General features: G+C 67.1%; 10 protein-coding genes. 1 reads left to right on the forward strand and 9 read right to left on the reverse strand.

The window, feature by feature from the left end:
• Positions 1–506: 506 nt before the first annotated feature.
• The 4 genes from L21SP4_RS10240 to L21SP4_RS10255 all read right to left on the reverse strand — a co-directional run bounded on the left by L21SP4_RS10240 (position 507) and on the right by L21SP4_RS10255 (position 5,886).
• Positions 507–1,679, reverse strand: a complete 1,173-nt coding sequence (locus L21SP4_RS10240) for a M20/M25/M40 family metallo-hydrolase (protein WP_052882562.1) — start codon at positions 1,677–1,679, stop codon at positions 507–509.
• Complete coding sequence (locus tag L21SP4_RS10245; protein WP_052882563.1) at positions 1,676–2,797, reverse strand: U32 family peptidase; 1,122 nt, start codon at positions 2,795–2,797, stop codon at positions 1,676–1,678. The genes L21SP4_RS10240 and L21SP4_RS10245 overlap by 4 nt, the downstream gene beginning before the upstream one ends.
• A 58-nt stretch (positions 2,798–2,855) precedes the next feature.
• Entirely contained in the window at positions 2,856–4,412 is a 1,557-nt protein-coding gene (locus L21SP4_RS10250) for a B12-binding domain-containing radical SAM protein (RefSeq protein ID WP_052882564.1), read from the reverse strand.
• Positions 4,413–4,485: 73 nt separating this feature from the next.
• Positions 4,486–5,886, reverse strand: a complete 1,401-nt coding sequence (locus tag L21SP4_RS10255; RefSeq protein WP_160300807.1) for a nitronate monooxygenase — start codon at positions 5,884–5,886, stop codon at positions 4,486–4,488.
• Positions 5,887–6,063: 177 nt separating this feature from the next.
• Here L21SP4_RS10255 and L21SP4_RS10260 point away from each other — a divergent pair, with 177 nt between their 5' ends.
• Positions 6,064–6,801 carry a pseudouridine synthase gene (locus tag L21SP4_RS10260; protein WP_052882566.1) on the forward strand — a complete coding sequence of 246 codons (738 nt, stop codon included), beginning with the start codon at positions 6,064–6,066 and terminating at the stop codon, positions 6,799–6,801.
• Here L21SP4_RS10260 and mvaD read toward each other — a convergent pair.
• From mvaD to fni, 5 genes are all read right to left on the reverse strand, one after another.
• Entirely contained in the window at positions 6,768–7,796 is a 1,029-nt protein-coding gene (gene mvaD, locus L21SP4_RS10265) for a diphosphomevalonate decarboxylase (protein WP_052882567.1), read from the reverse strand. The two genes, L21SP4_RS10260 and mvaD, sit on opposite strands and share 34 nt — an antisense overlap.
• 24 nt (positions 7,797–7,820) lie before the next feature.
• Entirely contained in the window at positions 7,821–8,768 is a 948-nt protein-coding gene (locus L21SP4_RS10270) for a mevalonate kinase family protein (RefSeq protein ID WP_052882568.1), read from the reverse strand.
• A complete protein-coding gene (locus L21SP4_RS10275; RefSeq protein ID WP_052882569.1) occupies positions 8,768–9,775 on the reverse strand; it encodes a mevalonate kinase family protein in 1,008 nt (335 codons plus the stop codon). The genes L21SP4_RS10270 and L21SP4_RS10275 overlap by 1 nt, the downstream gene beginning before the upstream one ends.
• 243 nt (positions 9,776–10,018) lie before the next feature.
• On the reverse strand, positions 10,019–11,206 hold the full coding sequence (locus tag L21SP4_RS10280) for a hydroxymethylglutaryl-CoA synthase (protein WP_052882570.1): 1,188 nt from the start codon (positions 11,204–11,206) through the stop codon (positions 10,019–10,021).
• On the reverse strand, positions 11,203–12,267 hold the full coding sequence (fni, locus tag L21SP4_RS10285; protein WP_201774625.1) for a type 2 isopentenyl-diphosphate Delta-isomerase: 1,065 nt from the start codon (positions 12,265–12,267) through the stop codon (positions 11,203–11,205). The genes L21SP4_RS10280 and fni overlap by 4 nt, the downstream gene beginning before the upstream one ends.
• Positions 12,268–12,338: the final 71 nt, after the last annotated feature.

Below are 12,338 nucleotides of genomic sequence, written 5' to 3' on the forward strand. Positions count from 1 at the left end.
TCGTACTCGTACGCGTACTCGGAGCGCCGAAGGCGCGATCCCACTCCCTTTGTTCAAGGAACTCGAGTACGAATTATGTTCTCTCTGAATACCGATTTCGAGTTCCCATCCGTGTCCTCGGTGTAATCCGTGGTCGAAAACACAGGAAAGGTCTCTCGCCAAGGCGCAGAGATCGCAAAGATGAATGAGAAGAGCACAGGCAAAGAGATCGTGCGTTCTCTCTTGCGCTCGTAGTAGGCCCGCAGGTCCGCGCCGCGGGGCCAGGGCCGTTATCTTCACGCGCCTGGCCCTTCGGGCGCGTGCGGCGCTACTACGAACGTTTGTCGTCTCCCCTCCCGCCTCTTCCCCGAACGGCTCCACCACAATAATCGGCGAATTTTCGTGGTTCAACATTTCGGGCGATGGCCCCATGAGCAACGGAGAATGGCTCTACGGTACAGAACACCGCCGACTGTGCCTTGTCATCGAACGACAAGAGGAGAGATCGCGCTCACAGAACGGGCCGCTTACGCCCGGGCGAGTTCCATCAGCAGGCGGCAGCCCGCGAGGTATTCGTCGAGGTCCGCGTATTCGTCGGTGGTGTGGATGGCGTGGGCGCCGGCGCCGAGGGTCACGGTCGGGATGCCGCGCTGATTAAAGAAGCTCGCGTCGAGCCCGCCGTCCATGATCACGGTCTCGGGGGTCAGGCCCGTAGCGTCGGCCGCGCGCTGCGCCTCGCGGACGACGGGCGCGGATTTATTCAGGCGGAAGGCCTCGTAGTCGTCCTCGAACTCAAACGACACACTTCCGCACTGCCCTTCGTGGTTCCTCACGCTCACGGCGGCGCGCTCGAACGCCGTGCGCCACGCCGAGGTGATCCGCGCCAGGAACTTCCTGCTGTGGCTCCGGCACTCGCCGGTCACGGTCATGTGGTCCATCACCTGGTTGTTCGCCATCCCGCCGTTCATCTTGCCCACGTTGGCGGTGCCGCGGCCGCCGCTCTTCCCGATGGCGCCGAACCAGCCGCGTTCGGCCAGGTCGGCCACCGCGCGCGACGCGATCAGTCCGGCGGATATTCCCTGTTCGGGATGCACTCCGGCGTGTGAGGACCGCCCGCGTATCTCCGCGGTCCAGCGCGTCGCACCGATCGCGCCGACGATCAGTTTGGCCGGGTCGCCGCCGTCGAGATTAAATCCCATCGACGGATGGCCGAGGTCTTTCTTCGTCACGTACCGCGCTCCGCAGAGCCCCACTTCCTCCGCGACGGTGAAAAGCAGCGTGAGCGGGCGGCGCGGGATACCGTGCCCGAGCAGGTGCTGCGCCGCCGTGACGATCGCCGCGACCGCCGTCCGGTTGTCGGCGCCGAGGCCGGTCTCGCCCTTCGATTCGATCCTCCCGCCCCGGCGCACCGGTTCCGCTCCGCGGCACAGCGGTACGGTGTCCATGTGCCCGGAGAACATCACCCGCGGGAGGCCCCTCTTTCCGGGAAGGCGGACGATGAGATTGCCGCATTCAAAGCCGGCGCCGGCCTTGCGGTGGGCGCTGTCGTGCGCGATCCATTCCGGCCGGCACCCGGCCTCGACCAGAAGATTCGCGACCTTCTCCGCCACCCGGGTCTCGCGTCCGCTCAATCCCTCGACCGCAAGGAGGCTGAGCAGGTTATCGACCGCGCGCCGTTCATCGATCGCCGGCGCCGTCATTCCCCTTCTCCGGCCGAAGACATCATCTTTGTGAACGGGTCGCTCGCCCCGATCTTCTCGCGGATCATCGCCACGACCTGTTCCGGGTTCTGGTCTCCGAAGATGCGGCGGGCATACTTCTCGCAGTAGTCGCAGCGGGTACAGTCGCGCGGGCAGAAATCGTCGCTGCGGGTAAACGGCTTCAGGAATCCGTCGAGGGCGCGGTTATCGACCTTGAAGGGAAAGAACTCGCGCGGGGAAAAGAGGAACATCAGGTCGGTGAGGTCTCCGTCGTAGCGCTCGTTGAAGTAGCACTCCACCGCGCGCACGGGATCGCCGTTCAGCACGCTCTGCCGCCCCTGGATCTTGAAGTGCTCGATCCCGGCGTCGGTGTAGTAATGGAGATCCTCCGGTCTGATCCAGGAGGCCTTGAAGTAGTTGGACAGATCGTCGAACAGCCGTTTCATGCAGCGGCCCGTGAAGTAATTGCAGCTCACCGGATTCGCGCGGTCCACGGAGTCGCCGGAGATCTGGTTGTAGTGAAAGGGTCTGAAATGACAGTCCTGCAGGCAGATCGAGTTGACGATGATCTCCACCGGCCCGTGGAAGGTCTCTTTAATATGGCGCAGCCGGCTGAATTCACGGGTGATGCTCTCGTCGACCGTCAGGCGGCTCACCCCCAGCTTCTTGAACATCATGGCCTTGTTGGGGTTCGTGATCTGGGCGATGACGGAGGCCTTGATCTCGAACTCATAACCGCTGCGCAGGACCACCTCCATCAGCGAGGGCATGGCGATGATCAGGCAGCGGATGCCGGCGTCGTGGAGCTTACCGAGGAAGCGGCGGATCTCCGCCACGCCCTCCGGCGTAAACTCGCGGTTCTGCATGTACGGGGCGTTGATCGTGTACGCGAACTCGATGCCTTTGGAGCGTGAATAGGCGGCGTAGTCGGCCAGCGTCTCGAGATCGACTTCGGGCAGCTTGTCGAGGTCGCGTCCCGAGCCGAAACAATTCTCGACGGTGACGTTGCCGTAGGTCTCGACCACGGCGCATTCGGGGTACTGCTCGTTGAGACGCGCGTAGGCATCGATCGTCTCTTTCCTGAAGTCCGCGGGCATACAGAAATGTTTCATGGCCATCCTGGTTCTCCTCCCTGTCCCGGCAGCCCGGCGCGGGGCTGCCCTGTTCATCCATAAATCATGCCGGAGCGCCGATCCGCAGAAAATCCCTCAGGGCGCGGTAGTCCCGGGTCATGATGCCTTTCACGATCCGCATGGCCGTCTCCTCCGGCGGGCGACCGGCGCGGTCGGCCAGGAGCCTATAATAGTCGGGCACGCGTGGAATGCCGAGGTCCTCGCGCACCCGCCGGGCGAATTCCTCCTGCACCGCGGCGATGTCCCCGAATTCGACCTCCTCCGCCGGGCGGCCCATCATGGCGTACGAGAACGGGAACGGCTTCCAGTGGCGCAACGGGACCTCGTACTTGATCGGGTACGTGAGCAGTTCCTGGATATAGTTCTCCCTGAGCCGAATGCCGAAGGCGTCCGGATCACGCCCCCACGCGGTGGTCGGATAGACCCCGGCCGGCAGACTGAGGACGGAATCGAGCACGTCGCGCATCTCCGCGATGCGCTCCAGGGTACGCTCCATACTCTCGCGGGTCTCCCCCGGCGTGGGACAGATGAAGCTCCCCACCGTGAACAGGCCCGCCGCGTGCGCACGCTCGACCGTATCCCGCACCTCACCGGGGGTGAACCCCTTGCGCAGGTTTGCGAGCACGGCGTCGTCGAGTGATTCCATGCCGAAGAACAGCGAGATAAACCCCGCATCCTTCATGGCCTCGAAATCCTCCTCGGCATTCTGATCGACGCGCGAAAACGCGCTCAGCCGCACCTTTCCTTTCAGCGACGACTCCCTGATCGCCTGCGCCAGCGCGGTCAGCGCCTTCGGCGGCGGCGTCGAGTCCTCGACGCGGAAATGGGTGGCTCCGAACCGTTCGTGCAGCGACCGCAGTTCGTCGAACACCGCCTCCGCCGGGCGGGGGCTCAGGGTGCGCCCGTAGTTTTCGGGGCGGACGCAGAACGCGCAGCGGTTCGGGCAGGCGAGATTGGAGAGCGCGAGCGAGAACACGGGGATCTTCTCTTCGATGGACCGGTACACACGGCCGTCATAGGAGGGTTTCGGGACAGCTCCGCCTTCGGTGACCGGTGCGGGATTGATGATCAAGCCCTCCTCCCCGCCCGTGATCATGCCGGGCACCGTACCCGCATCCTCGCCCGCCGCCAGACGCGGCACGGTTTCGTATCCCAGCCCCGTCACCAGTCCGTCCAGACGGTTCCCGGGGAGGTTGAGGATATGCTCGCGGAACCAGTCGACCTTCTGGCCGACGCCGTACAACGGGAGTGCGGGATCGCGCCGCTTCAGTTCGGCCGCCAGTTCCCGCGAGAACTTGAATCCGCTTCCGTGCCAGAGGTTGATCAGGACCATCTGCGGCCGTTCGGCCAGCACCGCCTCTGCTTCAGCGGCGGCCGCCGCCGTGAGGTCCGGATCGTCATCAAAAAAGCCGACCGAGCCGAGTGTGCGCATGAAGTCGGCACCCCGGGAAATCAGGTCCGCGAAATTGGCGCGGTCGAGCACCACCGCCTCATGTCCGGCTCGTTCGAGGGACGCGGCGAGGCGGGCGAGGCGTTCGTTCGGGAAGAGGTGCGAGACCTCGTCCAGTTCCCCGGAAAAATTGTAGATGACGCCGCGCATCGGATCACCCCCACGTCGCGCAATCTAGCACAGCCCCCGCCAGACGCCCCAGCCGGAATTAAGGACCGATGCCCTAACCGAGCAGCACGCGCAACACGTCATCGACGCCATAATCCCGTTCACCTTCGGGGCAGAACCGCGCTACCCCGGAAAAATCATCGCCCAGCGTAATCAGCGGCAGCTCCACTTCCCCGCCGCCGAGGGGCTGGGGCATGCCGATATTCGCGACCAGTGCATTACAGAGGCATTTGCGGCCCTCCGTCTTCTCCCGGAGACCGCCCTTGGCCGTGTAGGCTTCGACCGGTTCGGAGGGGCACCGGTACCCGATCGTACCGTTCTCGCGCCGGTAGGGCCGGCGCAGAAATCCGAGATCGCAGACCCGTTTTCTGCGGCGGTAGACCTCCGGGTCGGAGAGGGTACCCTCCAGCGCGGCGACCTTGAACGGGAACCCCGTCGGCGAAGCGGCGATATCGGTAAAGATCTCGCCCTCGCCCGCCAGCGCCTTGTCCAGGAGCGCGCGGCGGAACCCGGGGTCGATACCCGACTCGCGGCACAGCGCGAACGCCGTGCCCACCTGAACCCCGGCGGCGGACTCCCGGATCGCGGACCGGACGCCCTCCCGCGAGCCGTAATATCCGGCGAGCCAGAACGGGAGGCCGATTTCGCGGACCGCATCGAGATCGATCACGTCGCGGGGACCGTAGACCGGTTCCGAGTTCGCGCTCAATTGCAGTTTCCCGCGCGGCGGCGCGTTATGCCCGCCCGCCCGGGACCCTTCGAGAATAAATCCCGAAATGGCGTCTTTGCCCGCCTTGCGAAACAGGATGTTGGCGAGCGCATGGGAAGAGACGATCGGCACAAACTCCGGCCGGTTCAGCGGCGCGAGCGGCGCGGCATCCGGATCCTGAAAGTCGCGCGGGTCGAACTTCATGCGCGCATCCTCCGCGCCGCGGCCCGAACCCGCCACATCCACCACGTATTCCGCGGGTTCATGGCGACTGAGCCGCTCGATGGCGGCGGGAAACTGAGTCGGGATGCCGGCGCCCACGATCACCGCGCCGACCCCGGCCAGCATGGCGCCGTACAGCGACGGCAGGTGCGGGAGCTGAATCTTTTCGAGATAATTGATTCCGACCGGGTGCCCGTGGCCTTCGCGGGCCAGCCAGACCTCCACGTAATTGGCGGCGATGCACAACGCCTGGATCGGCCGGTTGCCCTCGACCGTGTGCATTCCGGGCGTCGAAAACGGCGCGTCCTCTTCCTTGCCGCCGGGGATGTAGAAGGTGTCGAAAATCCGCCGTGCGATGGAGCGGAGCGGAAAATGCTCCAGCGCCCGCCTCACATGGCCGCCGGGATCGCCCAGCTCGAGCCGCCGGATCATGATCTGATCCAGTCCCGTGCCGGAGACCACGCCGAGCTGTCCGCGCCGGCAGACCGCACGCGCCAGACGCCAGTGGGATACACCGGCACCCATGCCGCCCTGTATTATGGCCGGGGGGTCGAGTCGCATTTCATAGTCCGTTGCTGGCCGCGGTTTTCGCCCCGCAAATGAAAACGGCCACCCTCAACTATTGGCGGCTCAGTGTCAATCCCGCCGTGCCGATGTCTGCGCTCGATTTTATACAATCGGGCAGGTTATGTTTCTGATCCCATGAACCCGGAACGTCTCTCCAAAATCATGGCCCGCCGGGGACTCTGCTCCCGCCGCGAAGCGGACGGTTTTATCGAACAGGGTCTGGTCTTCGTCGACGGCGCACGCGTGAACAGGCTCGGGACGAAGATCGATCCGGAGAGCCGGATCGAACTGGCGGCCGAGGCGCGGACGAGGCAGGAAACACGCGTGACGATCCTGCTCAACAAACCGGTCGGATACGTGTCCGGTCAGCCCGAAGGAAAATATCCGCCCGCCGTCGCCCTGATCGACCCCGCGAACCGGTGGAAATGCGATCCCTCGACGCAGAAGTTTTCGCCTGCCCACCTGGAAGGAATCGCCCCCGCGGGCCGGCTGGACGTCGATTCGCACGGCCTGCTGGTGCTCACGCAGGACGGACGGGTCGCGAGACGGCTGATCGGCGCCGACTCGGAGGTCGACAAGGAATACCGGGTGCGCGTGAAGGGCCGCGTCACGGACGGGACGCTGGAGAAGCTGCGCCATGGACTCAGCCTGGACGGGCGTAAACTGAAACCCGCCCGGGTTGAGAGGCTGCGGGGCGACTCGCTGCGCTTCGTCCTGCGCGAGGGCCGCAAACGCCAGATCCGGCGGATGTGCGGTCTCGTCGACCTCGAAGTGCTGAACCTGAAACGGGTGCGGATCGGCCGGGTCCGCCTCGGCCGCCTGCCTTCCGGACGCTGGCGCTATCTCGGGGAGCAGGAGTCGTTTCGGGGCTGACGGAAGGGGGCGATCACGTCCATGTCCGGGAACCGCCCGCGCACGCCGGCCTCGTCCCGCTCCCGGAAGAGCAGCTTGACGTTCGGGCCGGCGTCGATGGTGGCGTACACCTCCGTGCCGGCGTCGCGCAGCTCCCGGACCCCGTGCAGCGCGGCCACCGTCTCCGCCCGCCAGTACAGCAGCGGCGGGCGCGCATCGAGCATCGTGGCGTGCATCGACATCGCGTTCGCCTCGGCCGTCGCTCCGAAGCGGGTAAAATCGCCGGCGCGAATCGCATCCCGCAGCAACTGCAGGTCGACCCGGCAGCGTTCCGCCCATTCACGGAACAGAACGGAGGTGGCCGCGGTACGGTTCATTCCCCCGGTCGAACCGGTCTCCTTCGCCTCCGCGCATACAGTCAGAATGCCGACCCGCAGTTCGGGCCATACCTCGGGAAGCCGTTCCGCCAGGCAGTCCGCGCCTCCGGGATCGCGGCCCGCGTGCCACAGGACGAAGCCGTCATACACCGAGCGCGCCGCGCTGCCGCTGCCGAGACGCGCGAGCTGCGAGAGCGGGGGTCCGGCGAGCTTCCACCCGAAGAGGCGGTCGAGCGCGAGTGTGAGCGCGGCGAACCCGGAAGCCGAGGAGGCCAGCCCGGCGGCGGTCGGTACGTTGTTTTTCGTGCTCACCTCGAACCGCGCCCCGGGGTCCGGGCGGAAGAGATCGAGGAAAGCACACAGGCGGCGGGCGAACGGCGTCGAGGCGTCCACGCATGCGCCGTTCAATTCCACCCGGTCCTCCGTCGCCCCCGCGTCCGCGCGGCGGACGACGGTTTCGGTTCCGAGCGGGCCGAGCGATATCGACAGGCTGGAGCATTGCGGAAGGTTCAGTTCCTCCTCGCGTTTGCCCCAGTATTTACACAGCGCGATATTCACCGGCGCGAACGCCCGTCCTTCCGGCTGCTCCGCGCGGGCGGCATCCCGCAGAACCTCATGTACGTATTCCCGCCGATGCATCGTATTCGCCGTCGCCTCCCGACCTCACGACAGGGTGCAGGTCACACCCGTATTATCCACCTTCAACCGGAACACCGGAAAGCGGAAATCCGGCGCCCGTTCCGCCCGCCCCCACCCTGCCGCGCAATCTCCGAGACCCGAGCCCGAGATCTTGGCCCCGAAAATGCCCGGCGACGCGCGAAGCGTCTTCGTAATCTCCGCGAGTTCGGGCGTCTCCAGCCCGAGCGCGCGCATGGCCTCCTGTCCTTCGTCCATCAGCGGCCCGATGCGCTCAGGCCGGTTTTCGCGCAGCGCCGCTTCCGCCGCCGCGGCGGTCCGGCCGATCGCATCGAAGCAGGCTTCCACGCGCGCCGGCTCCGCGGCGCGGCGCCGCTCGACCTCGGCGATCACTTCCGGCGTCGGCCGCTTGTACCCGCAGTACACCGCGGTCAGGGCCTGCGTTACTCCGAACCGGCGCGGCGCGGCGTCGCCGGGCCCCACGGCGGTCAGCCCGCCGTACACGCTCGCCGCGGCATCCGTCCCCGACGCCCTGCCCTGTACTGCGCGAATGGTGTCCACGCTCCGCCGGAAGACTTCCGCGCGCCACGGCCGCTCTGCTTCCTCCGGGCGCGTCCGGCGGAGGCACGCGCCGTGAAGCGCGGCGGTCACCGCGGCGGACGTGCCGAACCCCACGTCGGAGCGGCAGGCGGATTCGATATCGACGGCGAGGCCGCCGCGGAATACTTCAGCGTACGGGCGCAGGGCGGCCGCGACAAAGCGCAGCGGTCCCTGCTCCGGCAGGTCGCGCCACGTCCCCTCGAACCGGCCGGCCGAAGATACGATCCGCAGCACGTCCTCATCGAGCGGGCGGAGACACACGGTGATGCGTCGGTCGATCGCCGCCGCCAGCGCCGGGCGTCCGTGGAGGACGGCGTGTTCGCCGAAGAGCATGAGGCTGCCCGGCGCGGAGACCCTGATGGAACGCCGGTCCATCAGCCGATCATCCGCGTACCCAGGGGATCGCCGCGCACGGGCGAGACCGTGTAGCCGTACTCCCGGCACAGCTCCGCGGGGGCCTCGTCGGCCAGCACGAGCACGACGCCGCCGGCCTCGCCGCGCACCGCGCCCGCGCCGCAGATCTTGGCCGCGCCGCCGCGGGCCTCGACGGCATCGACGAACCGTCCGACCTTTTCGGGAACGACCCCCAGCCGCACCAGCTTGCGGTGGTTCTCCCTGACGCCGGCGCGGAGGCGCAGCGGATCGTTGTCGAGCACGGCACGGTCGACCTCCTCCGTGATCCCGGCGAACTCCGACCAGATCGAACTTGCAGCGAATTCCCGCGCCACCGCCTCCACGCATTCGCCGGTGGTGCTCTGCGGCACCCCCGTCTCGACCAGATACATCGGCATGCGCGGCAGCGGACGGGATTCGGCGCGCCCCTCCCGGAAGCGGGCGCAGCCGCCGTGGAGCGAGATATAGCTGTCGACACCGCTGGGCCGCCCGTGCTGCATGCGCTCCGCCTCGAGGCTGAAGTCGTAGTACCAGTCCGGGCGGAACTCCACGCGGAAGTAGTGGCCGAGGGCGCGGATCTCGCTGAGCACCGTGGCGGCGGACGAGCCCAGTCCGCAGCCCATCGGGATGGTGGACCGGACCTGCAGGCACAGACCGCTGTCGAGCTGGTAGTGAAGTCCGTCGAGCACCATGATGAAGGCGTACTTGAAGAGATCCACGGGTTTGGCGATCACGTCGCGGATACCCAGATCTCCGCGCAGAAACAACCGGTAGTTCTTCATCACGCGGCTCTTGAAATCTTCGAGCGCGAGCAGGGTGAAAGAGTCGCCGGCCCCCTCGCCGGGGAGGTCGAACGACACCCCCTCGCCGCGCCCCGGGAGCAGCACGGAGTGTGCGCTGCGGTCGATCGCCATCGCCAGCGCCGGCGCGCCGTAGACCACGGCGTGTTCACCGCTCAGGATCAGTTTTCCGGGAGCCACCGCTTTCATCGTTTCCTCCCGATGCCGCGACCGCGGCACCCTGCCCCATCCTCAACCGCACCCCGCCGCATGTCAAGGTTGCCGCGGACGGGGCCGGCTGTTCTCATCATGGCGGCATTCCGACCGCGGACGGCGTGGCAGCCGTCCCTCCCGAGTCGATATCCGACGCCTTTTCGGGCATTGGGAGGGTCGGGTGCCACCCCGACCGAAAAGGGTGAAGCCATCATGAGAATCGCTGGGACGGGGCGGTGATCACAGGCTCGGCGTACCTTCATCCACAGCCTCGTAGGTGCGTTTATGGTTGCTGATGCCGGCGAGGCGGTACGGTCCGGTGCGGTACTGCGGCAGCACGTGATCCGCACCGTCCTCGGGGAGCAGGAAGTGGTAGATATCCTCGTACTGGCGATAGGTGAGCGGTTCGCGGTTCGCGAGCATGGCGCGGTGCTGCTGCGTGTAGAGCGCCTGCCGGTAGCCCGGCTGCACGACGCCGCTGAACCACTCGCCGACGCATCCCGAACCGTAACTGAACAGGCCCAGGCGGCACTGCGCGAGATCCTTTCCCGGGGCGTCGAGCAGGGAGGTCAGCGCGACATACAGCGAGGCCGCGTAGCAGTTTCCGGTGACGCGGGCGTACTCGCGCGTGCCTTCCAGCCACTCCTCGATCCGCTTCCCGTCCGCCTCCGCATGCAGCGCGCGCGCGAGCCGGACCTGTGCCTTTTCGGCCATGCGGCTGAACGGCAGGTGGTAGCAGAACCGCTCGAAGTCCTCCAGCCCGCGGCCGCTCTGACCGGCGTAGTCCCGCCAGCAGTGCAGCATCGTGTCGATATAGACGCGCGTGGAGTACTTGCCGTCGACCAGCGCCTCGCGGCGGTAATTCGGCCGCCAGAAATCCATCACGTCCTCGGCATGATATCCCGCTTCGGGGTCCAGGGCGAGAACCGCGGGGTCGGCCGCGACCGTAAAGGCGACGGCCCCGCACCCCTGGGTGGCTTCGCCGGGGTTTTCCAGCTCGTAGCGCGCGACATCGGAAGCGATCACGAGTGCCTTGCGGCCGGGGCTCCCCCGCACGTGGGCTGCGGCGAGCTGGAGCGCCGCGGTCGCGCTGTAGCAGGCCTGTTTCACTTCCAGGACGCGGCAGCGGGAGGGAAGATCCAGCAGGCCGTGGATGAACAGGCCGCCCGCCTTCGACTGGTCCACACCGCTCTCCGTGGCGAACAGGAGCAGGTCGATGTCGTCCAGTTTCCCGTCGCGCCGCAGCGGGTGGGCCGCGCTGGCACCGAGCGTCACGGCGTCCTCATCCGGCGGCGCCACGCTCATGCGTTCCTGCCCGAGGCCCTGAAGGTACTTTTTCGGGTCGACCGAACGCGCCTCCGCCAGTTTCTCGAGATCGAAGGCGTACTGCGCGGTGTAGAAACTGATGCTGTCGATGCCGATATTCATGCCGGATGTATGCCTCCGCGGGGACCGGCTTCATATTCACCGTCTCCGACAATCCACTGTTCCTGTCCTATCAAATATTCCGGGCGGCGGCAGCCGAGCAGGAAGAGGGCCAGACGGAACTCCTCGCGGTAGCGTCGGATGACCGCGCAGACCGCGTCCTCCGACTCCATCGCGGGCGCCAGCAGCGGGCGCGCCGCGCTGCCCAGCGAAGCGCCGAGAATCATCGCCCGGGCGATATCGACACCGGACCGGATGCCGCCGGAACCGATCAGCGTCGCGCCTTCCGAGCGAAGCGGAGAGAGGCGGCGCAGCGCCTGCGGCGCGGGTACGCCCCAGTCGGCGAAGGCCGCGGCCCGCGCGCGGCGCTCGGCATCGTCGCCGCGGCGACTCTCCACATAGCTCCAGGAGGTGCCCCCGGCCCCGGCCGCATCGAAGTAGCGGACGCCTGCGGGGATGAGCGCACGCAGGTCGTCGGGGTGCAGACCGGCCCCCACCTCCTTGACCAGTACGGGCCGGTCGAGCGCCTCGGCGACCGCCCCGATCCGGGAGGCCAGTCCGCCGAAGGTGGGGGTGCCTTCGCGCTGCACTGCTTCCTGAAGCGGATTGAGGTGCAGGTAGAGGCCGTCGGCCGCGAGCACGTCCACGGCTGCGCGGCATTCCTCGATCCCCATCCCCTGCCTGAGCTGCACGGCGCCGAGGTTGGCGATCAGGGGCACCTCCGGGGCCAGCGGCCGCAGATCGAATGCCGCGCGCGCCTGCGGGTCCGAGAACATGACGCGCTGGGAGCCGACGGCCATGGCGACCCGTTCCCTGCGCGCCGCTGCGGCGAGGTTCCGGTTGATGCGGCGGAGCTGCCCGTCCGCTCCGCCGGTCATGGAAGCCATCATGAACGGGAACGAGAGGCGGTGTCCCAGGAACTCGCAGGACGGATCCACCTCGTCGAGGTCCAGTTCCGGCAGGGCGCGATGATCGAGGCGCAGGGCGGCGAACGCACCGGCACTGCGGTCCGCCGCGGCCTCTTCCGCCGCGATACGCACATGATCGGCTTTACGCTGACTCATCGGCTCCATCGCGGCGCGATACTCCCTTCCCCCCGAACCGGTGTCCACGTCAAAATCCGCTCCAAATCGTC

The sequence above is a fragment of the Kiritimatiella glycovorans genome (genome assembly GCF_001017655.1).
Taxonomy (GTDB): domain Bacteria; phylum Verrucomicrobiota; class Kiritimatiellia; order Kiritimatiellales; family Kiritimatiellaceae; genus Kiritimatiella; species Kiritimatiella glycovorans.